The 15,615-nt window shown below is 60.5% G+C and carries 16 protein-coding genes and 1 pseudogene; 10 read left to right on the top strand and 7 right to left on the bottom strand.

Translation table 11 applies throughout. The features are described 5' to 3' along the window. Positions 1–68: 68 nt before the first annotated feature. Together HFO99_RS27435 and HFO99_RS27430 are read left to right on the top strand one after the other, a co-directional pair. Positions 69–560, top strand: a complete 492-nt coding sequence (locus HFO99_RS27435; RefSeq protein ID WP_222364799.1) for a MarR family winged helix-turn-helix transcriptional regulator — start codon at positions 69–71, stop codon at positions 558–560. Continuing rightward, positions 557–1,237 (top strand): GNAT family N-acetyltransferase, encoded by a 681-nt coding sequence (locus tag HFO99_RS27430; protein WP_222364797.1) that lies wholly within the window; start codon positions 557–559, stop codon positions 1,235–1,237. The genes HFO99_RS27435 and HFO99_RS27430 overlap by 4 nt, the downstream gene beginning before the upstream one ends. 303 nt (positions 1,238–1,540) lie before the next feature. Here HFO99_RS27430 and HFO99_RS27425 read toward each other — a convergent pair whose 3' ends face one another. Continuing rightward, positions 1,541–1,936, bottom strand: coding sequence for a hypothetical protein (locus tag HFO99_RS27425; protein ID WP_222364796.1), 396 nt, complete (start codon positions 1,934–1,936; stop codon positions 1,541–1,543). Positions 1,937–2,082: 146 nt separating this feature from the next. On the opposite strand from HFO99_RS27425, the pseudogene HFO99_RS27420 reads away from it, so the two are divergent. Both HFO99_RS27420 and HFO99_RS27415 read left to right on the top strand, forming a co-directional pair. After that, positions 2,083–2,386 (top strand): annotated as a pseudogene (locus HFO99_RS27420) (hypothetical protein). A gap of 146 nt (positions 2,387–2,532) precedes the next feature. After that, complete coding sequence (locus HFO99_RS27415) at positions 2,533–2,721, top strand: hypothetical protein (RefSeq protein WP_170262530.1); 189 nt, start codon at positions 2,533–2,535, stop codon at positions 2,719–2,721. A gap of 21 nt (positions 2,722–2,742) precedes the next feature. On the opposite strand, the gene HFO99_RS27410 is transcribed toward HFO99_RS27415, so the two are convergent. Beyond that, positions 2,743–5,115: an alpha-amylase family glycosyl hydrolase gene (locus tag HFO99_RS27410; RefSeq protein WP_222364793.1), complete on the bottom strand. Its 2,373-nt coding sequence runs from the start codon at positions 5,113–5,115 to the stop codon at positions 2,743–2,745. A 261-nt stretch (positions 5,116–5,376) separates the two neighbouring features. Between HFO99_RS27410 and HFO99_RS27405 the strand changes: the two genes are divergently transcribed. The 6 genes from HFO99_RS27405 (at position 5,377) to HFO99_RS27380 (ending at position 11,617) form a co-directional block, all read left to right on the top strand. Next, positions 5,377–7,503 carry a calcium-binding protein gene (locus HFO99_RS27405; RefSeq protein WP_222364791.1) on the top strand — a complete coding sequence of 709 codons (2,127 nt, stop codon included), beginning with the start codon at positions 5,377–5,379 and terminating at the stop codon, positions 7,501–7,503. A 215-nt stretch (positions 7,504–7,718) separates the two neighbouring features. Further along, positions 7,719–8,021, top strand: a complete 303-nt coding sequence (locus HFO99_RS27400; protein WP_222364790.1) for a hypothetical protein — start codon at positions 7,719–7,721, stop codon at positions 8,019–8,021. A gap of 105 nt (positions 8,022–8,126) precedes the next feature. Then, complete coding sequence (locus tag HFO99_RS27395) at positions 8,127–8,633, top strand: winged helix-turn-helix transcriptional regulator (RefSeq protein ID WP_222364841.1); 507 nt, start codon at positions 8,127–8,129, stop codon at positions 8,631–8,633. Positions 8,634–8,646: 13 nt separating this feature from the next. Continuing rightward, complete coding sequence (gene fabF, locus HFO99_RS27390; protein ID WP_222364788.1) at positions 8,647–9,912, top strand: beta-ketoacyl-ACP synthase II; 1,266 nt, start codon at positions 8,647–8,649, stop codon at positions 9,910–9,912. An 82-nt stretch (positions 9,913–9,994) separates the two neighbouring features. After that, a complete protein-coding gene (locus HFO99_RS27385; protein ID WP_222364787.1) occupies positions 9,995–10,423 on the top strand; it encodes a DUF4864 domain-containing protein in 429 nt (142 codons plus the stop codon). A 108-nt stretch (positions 10,424–10,531) separates the two neighbouring features. Then, positions 10,532–11,617 (top strand): acyltransferase family protein, encoded by a 1,086-nt coding sequence (locus HFO99_RS27380; protein ID WP_222364785.1) that lies wholly within the window; start codon positions 10,532–10,534, stop codon positions 11,615–11,617. A 2-nt stretch (positions 11,618–11,619) separates the two neighbouring features. On the opposite strand, the gene tgt is transcribed toward HFO99_RS27380, so the two are convergent. The 5 genes from tgt to coaD form a co-directional block, all read right to left on the bottom strand. After that, positions 11,620–12,750 carry a tRNA guanosine(34) transglycosylase Tgt gene (gene tgt / locus HFO99_RS27375; RefSeq protein WP_222364784.1) on the bottom strand — a complete coding sequence of 377 codons (1,131 nt, stop codon included), beginning with the start codon at positions 12,748–12,750 and terminating at the stop codon, positions 11,620–11,622. Next, positions 12,747–13,832, bottom strand: coding sequence for a tRNA preQ1(34) S-adenosylmethionine ribosyltransferase-isomerase QueA (gene queA / locus HFO99_RS27370; RefSeq protein WP_222310657.1), 1,086 nt, complete (start codon positions 13,830–13,832; stop codon positions 12,747–12,749). The genes tgt and queA overlap by 4 nt, the downstream gene beginning before the upstream one ends. Positions 13,833–13,906: 74 nt before the next feature. Then, positions 13,907–14,416 (bottom strand): peptidylprolyl isomerase, encoded by a 510-nt coding sequence (locus HFO99_RS27365; RefSeq protein ID WP_003559389.1) that lies wholly within the window; start codon positions 14,414–14,416, stop codon positions 13,907–13,909. 29 nt (positions 14,417–14,445) lie between these two features. Next, the gene (locus tag HFO99_RS27360; RefSeq protein ID WP_018494634.1) at positions 14,446–15,018 is read right to left on the bottom strand and encodes a peptidylprolyl isomerase; all 573 of its coding nucleotides are present in this window, start codon (positions 15,016–15,018) and stop codon (positions 14,446–14,448) included. 44 nt (positions 15,019–15,062) lie between these two features. After that, complete coding sequence (coaD, locus tag HFO99_RS27355; protein WP_222364783.1) at positions 15,063–15,560, bottom strand: pantetheine-phosphate adenylyltransferase; 498 nt, start codon at positions 15,558–15,560, stop codon at positions 15,063–15,065. Positions 15,561–15,615 lie beyond the last annotated feature (55 nt).

Here is a 15,615-nt window from a genome sequence, read left to right as displayed (position 1 = left end):
TTTCCGCAGAAGAATTGCCATTTAATACATTACATGTTATATAACATGCCATACAAATGGAGATCGGCATGGTCGAGGATGTGGTCCGAACGCTGGGATTTCTGTGCATGGGCAGCCGGCTGCGGCGCATCGGTGAGAGGTTGCAGGCCGATACGCAGCAGGTCATCGACGAGGCCGGTCTCAGCATCCAAGCGGGCCAGTATCCGTTCCTCGCAGCGATCGACCGGGCCGGGCCGCTGACGATCGGCGAGCTTGCGCAGGCGGTGGGCATCACCCAGCCCGGAGCAACCCGGACCATCGGCCAGCTTCTGGAACTCGGTTACGTCGACATCCAGCCGGCACCGGATGATCAGCGTCGCAGACTGGTCTCGCTGACCGACAAGGGGCAGGACCTCATCAATCATTCAAAGAAGGTGATCTGGCCGCGCATCGCCGCCGCCGTTGCCGATCTCTGCGGCGATCTCGACGGACCGATTCTCGAACAGTTGGCCGCTATCGAGGACGGGCTTGCGGCGGCGCCGCTTGCGCGCCGTAGCCCTGCCAAGGAGGAAAACGCATGACCCATATCCTCGACCGGCCGATCTGGAGCGCATTGGAGACCGCGCATGCCGATCTTGCCGAAGGCGGCAAGTCCGCGCGGCGATACCCGGTTTCCATCGTGCCCTTCGCGGCGTCCGCCGACGACACGCCGGAGAGCCTCGACGCCCTGGAGAACCTGCCTTCGCAAGCGGAGATCATGATCCTCGTCGAATCAGGTCCGATCGCCATTCCACCGGGTCTTGGCATCGTCGCGGAAGCATCGGTGGTCCAGATGGTAGCCGAGCGGCCCCATGAGAGGCTTTCGGATTCCCGCATCCAGCCGCTCACCGAGGCCGATGCCGCCGACATGCTTGATTTGGCGACACTGACCAAACCCGGGCCGTTTACGTTGCGAGCCCAGAGCCTCGGCAGCTTCTGGGGTATCAAGAGTGAAGGCCGCCTGGTGGCGATGGCCGGGCAGCGGATGCAGCAAACAGGCTTCATCGAGCTCAGCGGCCTTTGCACCCATCCCGATTTCCAGGGACGCGGCCTCGGCACCCTGCTCTTCCGTTTCGTTGCCGGCGAGATCGCATCCAGCGGCGACACGGCCTATCTCCATGCCTATGCGGCGAACACATCCGCCATTTCGCTTTACAAGACACACGGCTTCGCGCTTCGGTCGGAGATGAACATGCGCGTGGTCAAACGCCGGCCCTGAGCGGTGCTCACTAGTCCCAACTGCGCCTTGCCCACAACACGATCTCCACCAATCCGTCACCACCGGCTGCGCAAGACCACGTCTCATCGCCGCTGGCCGTCCAATCTATTTCATAGCCAGAGTGTACTCCGATTGCACAGCGGCTTGCCGCACCCATGTCAATCACACAGCAGAGGTTTTCAGCTGTTTCTCAGTTTTGACATCAATCTGCCATGCAGACCAAGACAGCTCGTGAAAACCGGAGCAGCCTTGGCCCGTGTTTGGAATTAAGAACACGCGGGCGCTTGCAACATTGCGTTGCAATCAGTGCCGTGGCGCGTTGGCGGGAATGGACGATACCGTTGCCGATACAGGGTCGCTTGCGGGAAAACTGTCCTCGAGGCCTTCGTCGAGTTCCTCTTCCAGCGTTTTCCTATCGCCGGCCGAACGCGCGCTCGGCTGGCCGATCAGGCCCTTGCTGCCTTCGTCGAAATTGCCGTTGCTCAAGGCATCGTAACAGTTGATGCTGCCGTCTGCTTCGCCGCCGGCAAAGGCGGTCAGCTGAACCATCATGACCTTGGCATGGTCGACCGCCGTCTTGTCGTCGAGCTCGCCATGGGAGTTGTCGATTTTGACGGAAATCGACTCTCCTCCCTCGCCCAGGAATTCGACAGTGAAGATGTCGCCGGCTTGTGTCACTCGCGTATCAATCAACTGCATGGAAACCTCCTGTGTTCATGCATCTCAACGGCCATCCAGGTCCGGAGTTCCATTTCAATGCAAGCGGCCGGCCCTCGCGACGATTGACCGGCTCGGGAACAAATAATGCGGATGCGAGCTCGTTCGAGGTTCAACAGGTCGCGTCCATGTCGAAGTCACCACTGTCGCCCTCTGAAAAACGCTCGTTCTGCGATATTCCGGCAATCGGAAACGCGCATTGATATCGAGCTATTCGGAGGCGTTGCGCGAACTCGCCAGATCGGCCGAAGCGATCGGACGGGCCGACATGCTGCCAGCGCTGATTGAGGTGGCGGACGGATTGGAGAGCATGGCAACCACGATTGCCGAGACAGAGGCCGGCGCCGAAGTGCTGGCGCACACAGCGCGGCTGTTCCGCGCGACCGAGGAATGCTGGCGTCGATGTCCTCGTCGTCAAACGTCCATTGCTGAGAACGTTCGCGGCTGTCCGGCTAGGCAGATGGCGATCTCCTTTGCCGAAGACCGGCATTTATGGTTAATTTATTAATAATTGCGGGATTATGAATGGAACCAGACAACCTTTCCAACTGTTGATGCTGCGCCGTGGAGGAACCCCGATGATCCTGAAAATCCTTGCACCCAAGATCGAGGCCGATTGCCATGACACCGGCACCTATCCCGATGGGATCTTTGCCGAAAATCGGATCGATCTTTCCGCTCGCCGCGACGGCCGCAGTCGCTCGCCGCATGAGCGCGACTACGGCAATGACAGGAAAGTGGAAAACCTGCCGCTCGGCTTTGCCTGACCATACCGGACGTCGGAAGCGTCATAGCCTGCGAAAGACCAGAACGCCTGATGCCGGCAGCACGGCATTCAGCACTCCGGCTGTGGCTCTGATTCTTCCGCCGCCATTGCCGACGTTCCAGCCGCCATATTTGCGGGAATCGCTATTGAAGATCTCCTCCCAGAGGTCGTCTCCCAGCCGTTCGCTGTGGAACCGATAGCCGTGTTCGAAGGGCGCATCGTTCAGCGACCCCACAACAAGGAAATCCTCGCCGTCATTCCATCGATGAAAGGCGATCACTCGATTTTCATCATGAACCAGGGGAATGGCGATGTTGCGGGATCGAATCGCATCCTGGCGGATGCTGAGCGCGATCAGATCGCGATAACAGCTGAGCATCCCTGCCCCGCTGCCATCAGCTTCGCCGAGAATATTCTCCCGGTTCTCGAGGAAATCATTGTAGCGATAGGGCTTCTGGGCGCCGATTTCCTCGCCCATAAAGAACATCGGCGTCCCGGCGGATAGCAGCGTCATCGCAGCCGCGAATCGGGATCTCGCCTCTGCCCACGCCCTGGTCTCGCCGACAACAGGCGCGAAATTGACGGCGATAACAGCGGTTCGCGCCGATCCTTCACGATTGCCGCAATCGTCATGCGACTGGTTGTAGACCACCTTGGATCGCGCGCTCGTCTGCAATGCGCCGGCAAGAGACGACATGGTCAGCGCCCGCTTGTCCCCGAAACCGGCATTCTTCAACAGCTGCGCCTGCGCGCCGCCGTGATATTCGACGAGGTTGTGATGAAAATCGCCATACCAGGTCGCATCGAAGCCGAGCCCGTCGCCGGTCAGGCTTGGCTCCGTCATCGCCGACCAGTCCGAATAATCCTCGGCCGTCAGGAAAAGCTGCGGCTTGATCAGCCGCATCGTGCGGGTCCACTGTTTCAGGAACTTGGCGCCTGATGCAGCCGCCCGATCGGCGCGCCGGCAATCGGCATGCAGCACCGGATATTGATGGATCGAACTTGTCTGATCGAGCCGGAAACCATCGATATGGCAGACCGAGACGAGAAATGCCGCGCTCGAAATGAAAAGCTGGCGCACGGCTTCCTCATCGAAGCGGGGCGCCCATCCCGTGGAGATGTTGTCGATATAGCCGCCTGTCGGGTCGGCGTAATCGCCAGGGCGTCCCTCATACCAATAATAGATATTGCGGGTGTGATCGTCGGAATCATAGGCCCATTGCGCCCGTTCGCCGTCCGGATCGAAATGGTTGTAACAAACATCGAGGATGACGGCGATGCCGCGCTGGTGGCAGACCTTGACGAACATCTTCAGCCGGTCGGTACCGCCAGCCCCCTGATCGGCGGCAAAGAAATGCGACGTGCCGTAACCCCAGTTGGCCCGCGTCTCGAATTCCGCAATCGGCAGCAGTTCCACTGCGTTGACGCCGAGCTCGGTTAGATGCTCGACGAAGGCGATGGCATCATCGAGCGTCCCGGGCGCGGCCTTGCCGAAACCGAGGGCGCCGACATGCAGTTCATAGATCACCAGATCCTCGAGCCGATCCGGAAGCATTCGTCCGGCAACGAATTCGTCGGCCCAGAAAGCCTCGGCGGCAAGCTCCTCCCCTGACGGCAGCACCACCCGCTTCGGGTCGCAGACCACCGAACAGCTTTGCGGTCCGTCCAATGCCGCCGGCGATCCGTGATAGGCGGCTCCGTCGGGATCGAAGTCTCCCGCGCCGATCTGCATGAGGGACCAGATGTCGGTGCGGTAGGCGAGCGATCCATCATCCCTGGTGACGCGGTACATATAGGGCGTGCCGACCATGCTGTCGAAATCGGAAAGACCGTGGTCCTCGCCGGTTTCAACGCTCCAGAAGCCGTCGACGATCCTTCGCATCCCGATGGTTGCGACCGTTCCGGTGCCGTCATCGGCGATGTAACCGACGGCGGGATCGGCTATCACGAGCGAAACGGCCCTGGCGTTCGGCGCCCAGACCGAAAAACGAATGCCGTCTGCACCGTCGCGCCTTTCAACCCGGTTCGCCCCCAGACGGCCGATCCATGTCAGATAATAGGTCTGCGGCGCCAAGTCCTGCTGGAGATCGAAGGAGCGCTCGCGGCGCGTCGAGGCCTCGTCGTCCAATTCGGCGGCGATTGCCCATAGGCCGGAAGCGCCGGGCCGATCCAACTCGATCCCCCAGCGAAAATGCGTGCCGATCTCGTCATCGGGAAAGGGAACCCTGATGACAAAGACATCATAGCCATCCTCGTCACGAGAGCGCTGCATAGGAACAGACGTCCAATCGTTCGAGGGTCGGCCTTGCTCGTCCCAACTGCCGCGGAGGCGGACATTGTCGAACGCCATTAATGGCAAGCCGCAGCGAAACCGGAATTGAACATTGACGGTCATCGGATCCTCCAGAACCATCTCGGATTTCGCCAGACTATGTCTATGGGCCGTCCCACTCGCGCATGATCAGCTGGCCGAACGAAAAAATGCAAGCGCAGATTACATAATAAATACAATCCGAATTGAGCCACATTCGCAACAATATATCATGGATAACGAGTCATCGCCGCACGATCCTCCTCGTGTATTAAATCGAATTGGCACCAACAAATGGGGATTCATTCCCATTGCCACTTCCCTCGTAAACCGGGAGAAAAGCTTATGGCTCAAGCCGTTAGAATAAATGATATTATTCGTTCCTTTGGAATTGATACGCATATCGACTACACCGACGGAAAATATTCCAACGTCGGAGAAGTTGTTAAGGCTCTCGATTATCTTGGCCTTGATACGGTTCGCGATCACGCCCCCAATTCCGCTTCCGATCCCAACGGCCAAACGCATCTCGGCGATGCCGCCGAAGCCGGCGTGCAATTCGTCTTCAGCGCCCAGCGGGAAGTCGACCCCGCCACCGTGGCCCAGCGACTGCATGATTTCATGCAGGCCCATCCCGGATCGGTCATCGGCATCGAAGGCCCGAACGAAGTCAACAACTGGCCGGTCAGCTATCACGGCCTGAGCGGCCAGGCCGCAGCGGTCGCCTATCAGAAGGACCTGTCTGCCGCCGTCAACGCCGACCCCTTGTTGAGGAATATACCCGTTCTCGGCTTTACCGGATATACGGTCGCTTCGGCCTCCGACTACACGACGATCCACACCTATGCGAAGGATGGCGACCAGCCATTCTCGTGGCTTTCCCGAGAATCCGGCATTCAGCGCGCTGCCGATCCGGGCAAGCCACTGGCGATCACCGAAACCGGTTACCACACCTCGCTCACCGCCGACACCAATGGCGGCTGGGAAGGCGTCAGTGAAGCGACGCAGGCAAAACTCCTGCTCAATACGCTGATGGACGGCGCGGCCCTCGGGTCGAAACAGACATTCATCTACGAACTGCTGGACGCCTATTCCGATCCGCAGGGCACCAATCAGGAAAGGCATTTCGGCCTTTTTCATCTCGACTATTCCGCCAAGCCGGCTGCGACGGCGATCCACAATCTGGCCGAAATTCTTGCGGACGACGGCGCTGCGAAGGCGAGCTTCAGCACGGGGATCCTCAATTATTCGATGGACGGTCTGCCGTCCTCGGCCCACAGCCTGCTGACGGAAAAATCGGACGGAAGCTACCAGATCACCATCTGGAATGAGCCCGATATCTGGAACCAGTCCTCCGACACGGCCATTCAGGCCGCGACCACAGCCGTTAAAGTCAATCTCGGGGCCTCGTTCGGCTCCGTTAAGGTCTTCGACCCCGTGACCGGGACGACGGCGATCAAAAGCCTCAGCAACGTCTCATCGCTGACGCTCGATGTCGTCGACCATCCCGTTATCATCGAGGTAGCAGGCACCGGCGCCAGCACACCGCCGCCGGCCACCAACCATCTCTATGGCGGCACCGGCAACGACACCTTCACCGTGACCAATGCGAACCAGATCGTCGACGAAAGCCGGGGCGGCGGAACGGATACCGTCAAGGCTTCGATCTCCTTCAGCCTCAAGGATACGGCACATACGATCGGAAACGTCGAGAATCTGACGTTGACCGGCACCGCCAATCTGAACGGCACCGGAAATGGCCTGGCGAATGTTCTCGTCGGCAATTCCGGCAACAACATCCTCGATGGAAGCACCGGCGCCGATCACATGGCGGGGCGCGCCGGCAACGATACCTATGTGGTCGACAATGCCGGCGATTTTGCCGATGAAACAGGCGGATCCGGCAAGGACACCGTCAAGGCTTCGACTTCCTTCAGCCTGGCCGATCTGAAGCGCACGGCCGGAACGATCGAGAACCTTGCCTTGACCGGGACGGCCAATCTCAGCGCGACGGGCAACAACACGTCTAACGTGCTGAGCGGCAACGATGGCAGCAACAGTCTCAATGGCGGCAAGGGCGCCGACCAGATGAGCGGCGGGCTCGGCAACGACAAGCTGATCGGCAAAGCCGGCGCAGACATTCTGACCGGCGGCGGAGGGGCCGATTCCTTCGTTTTCGACGTTAAGCCCGACAATGTGAGCATCGATAAGATCCGGGATTTCTCCTCGGCGGCCGGCGACAAGCTGCTGCTCGACCATTCGATTTTCGCCGCACTCAGCCTATCCGGATTTTCGGATGAGAGTTTCGTTGTCGGAACGAAAGCGCTCGAAGCTGACGATAGACTGATCTACGACCAAGCCAGCGGCATTCTATCCTTTGATGCGGATGGAAGTGCAGCGGGTGCGGCAATCCATGTCGCCGATCTCGACAATTCTCCGGCGCTTCACTTCAAGGATTTCGTGCTGATCTGACCCGGCCAGGCCCGTCGCTATTCGACGGCGGGCTGCCGCACCACGTGCGTTTCTAAAACGCGTCGCGATCTTTTCGCTTTAACTCTTTGTTTTCACGCATGTCGTTGCCTCAAAACCGCTGCACACTTTTGCGCGACATGCTTTAGCCTCCTCTTGCCGGCATGAAAATCCCGGCCACATTCTCCGTTGACGCCACTCATGCAACGGAGAAGGCTTTGCCCTGGATCGCCTATATCGCCCATTTCATCGCCGCGGCATTTTTGACCAACGGCGTCCCACATTTCGTCAACGGCGTCAGCGGCAGGCCGTTCCGCATCCCATTCGCGCCGCGGCCGAAGCTCGGCTCGCCGACGGCGAATGTCGTCTGGGGCTGGGCGAACTTCCTCATCGCCTTCCTGTTGTTTGCCAATGTCGGGCCGCTCTATATCGGCACGCCGGGCGATACGATCTTCACGGCAATCGGCATGCTCGTCACTGGCATGCTGCTCGCCCGGATTTTCGAGAGCGACGCCGTTTAGCGCATTTCTTGATACGCATTCCGGACGCAAAGCCGCTGCGCACTTTTGGCTACACTGCCAGAAGTAACTTGCATGATGATAGTCACTGCTATAGTGACATCGACCATGCAACGAACCAGCTTCAGCGATTTCAAATGCCCGGCGGCGCGCGCGCTCGACAGCGTCGGCGACTGGTGGAGCATGCTGATCCTGCGAGACGCCTTCCAGGGGCTTTCGCGTTTCGACGAATTCCAGAAGAGCCTCGGCGTAGCGCCGAACATCCTGACGCGGCGGTTGAAACACCTGACGGATCAGGGGCTGTTCGAACGGCGGCTCTACCATCAGCGCCCTGCCCGCTACGAATATCGGCTGACGGACATGGGCCGTGACTTCTTTCCTGTTCTGATGACGCTGTTTTCCTGGGGAAACCGGCACATTCCTGAGGAAGACCTTGCCTTTCTCCTGGGCGATGCCGCCTCCGGTGAAGAGCGTCAGACGGTGCTGGTCGATGCGCAGACTGGCGAACAGGTGACACCCGAGAACACCAGCCTGCTTGCGGGCCCCGCCGCCGATGACGAAGTGCACGAGCGGATCGCCCGCATGCGCGCCTGGTATCTCGGCATCGACGCATAGAAAGGACAAAAGAATGGATCGCATCGTTGTCACCGGCATGGGACTTGTCTCGCCACTCGGCACCGGCGTCGAACCCGCCTGGAAGCGCCTTCTCGACGGCGGTTCGGGGCTGAGGGTGCTGGCGGAGGATGTCGTCGGCGAGCTCTCGGCCAAGGTCGGCGGCATCGTTCCCGGTATCGCTGGGGATGCTGAGGCCGGCTTCGATCCCGACCGTTACATCCCGCCGAAAGACCAGAAGAAGATGGACCGCTTCATCCACTTCGCCATGGCGGCGACGGAGGAAGCGGTGAGGCAGGCCGGCTGGATGCCGACCGACGAAGGCGAGCGCCAGCGCACGGCAACGATCATCGCGTCGGGGGTTGGCGGCTTTCCGGCGATCGCCGAAGCGGTGCGGATCGGCGAAACGCGCGGCGTGCGGCGGCTGTCGCCCTTCACCGTGCCCGCCTTTCTCGTCAACCTCGCCGCCGGCCAGGTCAGCATCCGCTACGGCTTCAAGGGGCCGCTCGGGGCTCCGGTGACGGCGTGTGCGGCCAGCGTCCAGGCGATCGGCGACGCGGCGCGGCTGATCCGCTCCGGCGAAGCGGATGTGGCGATCTGCGGCGGTGCCGAGGCCTGCATCGACAAGGTGAGCCTCGGCGGCTTTGCCGCTGCACGTGCCCTTTCCACCGGCTTCAACGAGACGCCGGAGCTGGCGTCACGGCCCTTCGACACGGCCCGCGACGGTTTCGTCATGGGCGAAGGCGCCGGCATCCTGGTCATTGAGACGCTCGAGCACGCGCTTGCACGCGGCGCCACACCACTCGCCGAACTCGTCGGCTACGGCACGGCGGCAGACGCCTACCATATGACCTCAGGACCTGAAGATGGCGACGGCGCGCGACGGGCGATTGACGCGGCACTGCGGCAGGCAAAGATCCCCGCCTCCGAGGTCAAGCATCTCAACGCGCATGCGACCTCGACACCGGTCGGTGACAGAGGCGAGATCGCGGCGATCGGCACAATCTTCGGCCGCAATGGCGGCATTGCCGTCAGCGCGACCAAATCGGCGACGGGGCATCTGCTCGGTGCCGCCGGCGGGCTGGAGGCGATCTTCACCATCCTTGCGCTGCGCGACCAGATCGCGCCGCCGACCCGCAACCTGGATCAGGCCGATCCAGCCGCCGACGGCATCGATATCGTCGGCAAGACGGCGCGGCCGCTGGCAATGGACTATGCGATCACCAACGGTTTCGGCTTCGGCGGGGTGAATGCCAGCGCCCTCTTCCGGCGCTGGTCGTAAAGTCCGCTTTCCTTGTGTTGAAAATCGCCTACACTTCTGCCTGTCGGGGGATCGTTTCCCTGACAGAGCCGGAGATCAATCCATGCGCGCTTTCTTCGCAGTTCTCATCCTGTGTGCCGCATCCGCCCTCTCCTCCGTATCGGCCCGCGCCGAAGATCCGATCGACACGACACGGACGATGATCGAGGAACAGATCAAGGCCTTCCTCAAGGACGATGCCGAGACCGCCTATTCCTTCGCCGCGCCTGGCATCAGGGCGATGTATCCCGACAAGAACCTGTTCTTCGCCATGGTGAAAAAGAGCTACGAGCCGGTCTATCACCCAGGCAATTATGCCTTTGGGCGCAGCCGCTCGATCGACAACGGCGCGCTGATCTATCACGAGGTGCTGATTTCGGGCCGCGACGGCAAGGACTGGACGGCGATCTACCAGATCACCCGCCAGCCGGACGGCAGCTACAGGATCAACGGCGTGCAGATCGTACCCAATACCGACAGCAAGGGCATCTGACGCGCTGCTTCCTCTCTTCGACGGAAACTCACCAACTACACGGCCTCGTTGCACTAACGATTTCGAAATCCTCCTCGAGTAACAAAGTGCCAGCGGAGGGTTGTTGCGTTGAACACCGGCAAACAATTTTTTACAGCTCTTGAGGCGTTGCGAGGAATTGCGGCTATCATGGTCATGTTCCTCCACACAGGTGGTACGCTGGGTCCGATCCCGGCGAATATCAGTTACCTCTCCGTTGACCTCTTCTTTCTGTTGAGCGGCGTCGTTCTTGCAAATTCATATGAGAAGCGACTGATTACGGGGCAGATTTCGCCTGCCGGACTTCTGCTACAACGTATCATTCGGCTTTATCCTCTTTATCTTCTTTCACTTCCGATTGGCCTTTTCAGCTATGCACTTCAAAACGGCTCGGACTACTCCACGCTGGCGGACCTTCTGCTGAGGGCAATCTTGTTCATTCCAAGCACAAACCAGGAAGGTATCTTTCCCTTCAACGGTCCCAGCTGGTCGCTCTTCTTCGAGCTCTGGGCGGGAGTGCTGTTCTCCGTGCTCCTGATACGGCTGTCACTCAGAACCTTGCTCGCCATTGCTCTGGGGGCGGCGGGCATCACTATGTACGGGGCATTGGTCGCAGGTAACTTCGATATTGGTCCCGAGGCGGGCGATTTCAGATTTGGCTTTTCAAGAGTGCTGTTCTCGTTCTCGCTCGGAATCTGCCTTTACAGGTTAAACGAGATCCAGAAACCTAATGCAGCCAATAACGGCAACATTATCGGCCTTCTTCTCTGTGCCTGTCTGATCTTCATCACCAACATACCAGCCCGCATATTCTTCGGTTTCCCGTATTTTGATTTTTTAATATGCCTTGTGGTCTTCTCGGCCATTGTCTGGCTTGCGATGCGCACGAGACCGACCGGCCTGGTCGAGCTGGTATTTCGTTGGCTGGGAAGGCTTTCCTATCCCATTTATATCCTGCATGGACCCATCTTCAGTCTGCTGCAGTCACTGCGGCAAAAGGGCTTTGACCTTCCTGCCTCTCCGGCAGCCGGTATGGTCGTCGTTTTCGCAATTTTCGTTGTGGCTGGCATCGCCGCCGTTCGCTTCGACGAGCCAGTGCGCAAGAAACTTAAAATGATGGTTGCGCCAAACCCCGCGTCCGCAGTCCCCGCGGTAAGCAACGCGGGGGCGGAGTAGCCTCATACCGGTTCGAGATCACCCCTCGCCCATTCTTCCTGGGTTTCCACCATGAAATCGGCGAAGCGGCCTTCGGCGATCGCTTTGCGGATGCCCTGCATCAGTTCCTGGTAATAGGCGAGATTGTGCCAGGAGAGCAGCATGCCGCCGAGCGCCTCGTTGGAGCGGACGAGATGGTGCAGGTAGGCGCGGGAATAATCGCGCGAGGCCGGGCAGTTCGACCGTTCGTCGAGCGGGCGCATATCCTCGGCATGGCGGGCATTGCGGATATTGACCTTGCCGCGGCGGGTGAAGGCCAGGCCATGGCGGCCGGAACGGGTCGGCATGACGCAGTCGAACATGTCGATACCGCGAGCGACCGATTTCAGGATATCGTCCGGCGTACCGACGCCCATGAGGTAACGTGGCTTTTCCAGAGCAAGTACCGGCAGCGTCGTTTCCAGCATCTGCAGCATCACGTCCTGCGGCTCGCCGACCGCCAGGCCGCCGATCGCATAACCCTTGAGGTCAAGCTGGCTCAACGCCTCGGCCGAGCGGATGCGCAGCGCCGGGATATCGCCGCCCTGGACGATGCCGAACATCGCCTTGCCGGGCTGCTCACCGAAGGCGACCCGGCAGCGCTCGGCCCAGCGCAGCGACATTTCCATGGCGCGCTCGATCTCCTTCGGCTCGGCCGGCAGCGCCACGCATTCATCGAGCTGCATCTGGATGTCGGAGCCGAGCAGCCCCTGGATTTCGATGGAGCGCTCCGGCGACATATGGTGCAGGCTGCCGTCGACATGCGACTTGAAGGTGACGCCCTGCTCGTCGAGCTTGCGCAGGCCGGACAGCGACATGACCTGGAAACCGCCCGAGTCCGTCAGGATCGGGTGCTCCCAGCGAATGAGCTTATGCAGGCCACCGAGACGGGCGACACGCTCGGCCGTCGGGCGCAGCATCAGGTGATAGGTATTGCCGAGGATGATATCGGCGCCGGTCTCGCGCACCTGGTCGAGATACATGGCCTTAACCGTGCCGACGGTACCGACCGGCATGAAGGCCGGCGTGCGGATCTCGCCGCGCGGCATGGAGATCTGGCCGAGGCGTGCGCCGGCATCGGTCTTGTCAAGCGTGAATTGGAAATTGTCTGTCATCTGTCTTTCCGGAAGAGAAGGCTGGCATCGCCATAGGAATAGAAGCGGTAGCCCGTCTGAATGGCGTGGTCATAGGCGGCACGCATCGTATCGAGGCCCGAAAAGGCCGAGACCAGCATGAAGAGCGTCGAGCGCGGCAGGTGGAAATTGGTCATCAGCATGTCAACCGCCTTGAAGCGGTAACCAGGCGTGATGAAGATGCCGGTAGCGCCGGCCCAGGGCATGATCTCTCCGCTTTCCTCGGCGGCACTCTCGATGAGCCGCAATGAGGTCGTGCCGACACAGACGATGCGCCCGCCTCTTTCCCGCACGGCATTCAGCCGGGCGGCGATCTCGGCGCTGACATAGCCGCTTTCGAGATGCATCTTGTGATCGGCGGTATCGTCGGCCTTGACGGGCAGGAAAGTGCCGGCGCCGACATGCAGTGTCACGAAATGGCGTTCGATGCCGGCGCTATCGAGCGCATCGAACAGCCTGGGCGTGAAATGCAGGCCGGCTGTCGGCGCGGCAACTGCACCCTCCTCGCGAGCGTAGATTGTCTGGTAATCCGCGCGATCGCGCTCGTCCTCGGGTCGCTTGGCGGCGATATAGGGCGGCAGCGGAATATGGCCGACGGCGGCGATCGCCTCGTCAAGCGCCGGGCCGGAGAGATCGAACAGCAGCGTCACCTCGCCGGCCTCGCCCTTTTCCTCGACGGTGGCATCGAGCGAACCGAGGAAACAGCTTTCGCCGGAATGGCCGAAGGAGATGCGGTCACCTTCCTTGATGCGCTTGCCCGGCCTGGCGAAGGCCTTCCAGCGGCTGGCGCCCACGCGCATGTGCAGTGTTGCGGAAACCTGCTGGCCGCCGGCGCCGTCGCGATGGCGGATGCCCTCGAGTTGGGCGGGAATGACCTTGGTATCGTTGAAGACCAACGCGTCGCCGGCCCGCAGGAACGACGTGAGATCGCCGACGCGATGATCAGACAAGCTGCTTTCCGCATTCGGATCGATGACGAGCAGGCGCGCGCTGTCGCGCGGCTCGGCGGGCCGCAACGCAATGCGTTCGTCGGGCAGATCGAAATCGAAAAGGTCTACGCGCATCGGGGCACTTTCAGGCAAAGCGAAACCCGCCCCGCGCAGCTATGCGCAGGGGCGGGCTTCAGCAGAAATCACAATCAGACGTCGGCGGCAACCCGCATGGAGACGATCGAGTCCGGATCGGAAACCGGCTCGCCGCGCTTGATCTTGTCGACGTTGTCCATGCCTTCGATGACCTGGCCCCAGACGGAATACTGCTTGTTCAGCCAGGGCGCGTCGGTGAAGCAGATGAAGAACTGCGAATTGGCCGAGTTCGGGTTCTGCGAACGGGCCATCGAGCAGGTACCGCGCGTATGCGTGGTCGCCGAGAATTCGGCCTTCAGATCCGGCTTCGAAGAGCCGCCCATGCCGGCGCGGCCGGGATTGAAGGTCTCCGAGCCCTTCTTGCCGAATTCGACATCGCCCGTCTGGGCCATGAAATCCTGGATAACGCGATGGAAGACGACGCCGTCATAGGCCTTCTCGCGGGCGAGTTCCTTGATACGGGCGACATGCTCCGGGGCGACCTGCGGCAAAAGCTGAATGACAACCTTGCCCTTGGTGGTTTCCAGAATGACGGTGTTTTCGGGATCCTTGATCTCGGCCATTTGCCTTCTCCTCTTGTTTATCTCGTAACTTACTTCTTGCCCAGGGTGACCTTGATCATCCGGTCGGGATTGCTGACTTCGCCGTTCTGGCCTTCGCCCTTCTTGATCTTGTCGACATTTTCCATGCCGGAGACGACTTTGCCAACGACGGTGTACTGGCCGTTCAGGAACGAACCCTCGGCGAACATGATGAAGAACTGCGAATTGGCGGAATTCGGATCCTGCGAGCGGGCCATGCCGACCGTGCCGCGCACGAATGGGGTCTTGGAGAACTCGGCCGGAATGTCAGCCATATCCGAGGAGCCGGTGCCGGCAAGGCTCGCATCGAAGCCCTTTTCCATATTGCCGTATTTGACGTCGCCGGTCTGCGCCATGAAGCCGTCGATGACACGATGGAAGGCGACGTTGTCATATTCGCCCTTCTTGGCCAGCGCCTCGATCTGGGCGACATGCTTCGGCGCCACCTCAGGCATGAGCTGGATGACGACAGGGCCGTTCTTCAGCTGGATGGTGAGATAATGATCGGCCGACTGGGCAAAAGCATCCCCCGCGAAGGAGGCGAGATACAACACGCCGGCAAATGCGAGATAAAAGAGTTTCATGTGAGCTCCATTGCGGCGGGTTCCGCCTAGGCTTTGCTTTGTTCTTACTGGTTTGGGCGCTTGGATATGAGTGCCTGCAAGACGGCGGCCGGCACGAAAGCGCTAACATCGCCGCCCATGGCGGCGATCTGGCGGACCAATGTGGCGGTAATGGGCCGCGAGGCCGTGCCCGCCGGCAAAAAGATGGTCTGGATATCGGGCGCCATCGTCCGGTTCATGCCGGCCATCTGCATTTCGTAATCGAGATCGGTGCCGTCGCGAAGACCGCGGATCAACAGCGTGGCGCCATGGGTGCGGGCGGCATCGACGACCAGATTGTCGAAGGCGACGACGGTTATGTCGCCGGTCTTGCGAGGCAGCGCTTCGGCCAGCGAACGGCGGATCAGTTCGGCTCTCTCTTCGAAGGAGAAGAGCGGCGCCTTGCCGGGATGGATGCCGATCGCGACGATCACCTTCTCGGCGACGTTCAGCGCCTGGACCAGAACATCCACATGCCCATTGGTGATCGGGTCGAAGGACCCCGGATAAAAAGCTGTCGTCATCTGGTCCGGCCGTTGGTTTGACGCCTTTTGTCACGGATGCCGGCTTGCCGCAAGT

Source organism: Rhizobium leguminosarum, from assembly GCF_019798305.1.
Classification (GTDB): domain Bacteria; phylum Pseudomonadota; class Alphaproteobacteria; order Rhizobiales; family Rhizobiaceae; genus Rhizobium; species Rhizobium leguminosarum_U.
Note: the sequence above shows the minus strand (reverse complement) of the source record. Positions and strands in the feature narration are given on the sequence as shown.

Coding starts and splice junctions, on each gene's coding strand:
- fabF (WP_222364788.1), top strand. CDS start 8,647: ATGGATCGCATCGTTGTCACCGGCATGGGACTTGTCTCGCCACTCGGC.
- coaD (WP_222364783.1), bottom strand. CDS start 15,560: ATGACGACAGCTTTTTATCCGGGGTCCTTCGACCCGATCACCAATGGG.
- HFO99_RS27425 (WP_222364796.1), bottom strand. CDS start 1,936: ATGCAGTTGATTGATACGCGAGTGACACAAGCCGGCGACATCTTCACT.
- queA (WP_222310657.1), bottom strand. CDS start 13,832: ATGCGCGTAGACCTTTTCGATTTCGATCTGCCCGACGAACGCATTGCG.
- tgt (WP_222364784.1), bottom strand. CDS start 12,750: ATGACAGACAATTTCCAATTCACGCTTGACAAGACCGATGCCGGCGCA.
- HFO99_RS27430 (WP_222364797.1), top strand. CDS start 557: ATGACCCATATCCTCGACCGGCCGATCTGGAGCGCATTGGAGACCGCG.
- HFO99_RS27360 (WP_018494634.1), bottom strand. CDS start 15,018: ATGAAACTCTTTTATCTCGCATTTGCCGGCGTGTTGTATCTCGCCTCC.
- HFO99_RS27410 (WP_222364793.1), bottom strand. CDS start 5,115: ATGACCGTCAATGTTCAATTCCGGTTTCGCTGCGGCTTGCCATTAATG.
- HFO99_RS27405 (WP_222364791.1), top strand. CDS start 5,377: ATGGCTCAAGCCGTTAGAATAAATGATATTATTCGTTCCTTTGGAATT.
- HFO99_RS27395 (WP_222364841.1), top strand. CDS start 8,127: ATGCAACGAACCAGCTTCAGCGATTTCAAATGCCCGGCGGCGCGCGCG.
- HFO99_RS27415 (WP_170262530.1), top strand. CDS start 2,533: ATGATCCTGAAAATCCTTGCACCCAAGATCGAGGCCGATTGCCATGAC.
- HFO99_RS27385 (WP_222364787.1), top strand. CDS start 9,995: ATGCGCGCTTTCTTCGCAGTTCTCATCCTGTGTGCCGCATCCGCCCTC.
- HFO99_RS27365 (WP_003559389.1), bottom strand. CDS start 14,416: ATGGCCGAGATCAAGGATCCCGAAAACACCGTCATTCTGGAAACCACC.
- HFO99_RS27435 (WP_222364799.1), top strand. CDS start 69: ATGGTCGAGGATGTGGTCCGAACGCTGGGATTTCTGTGCATGGGCAGC.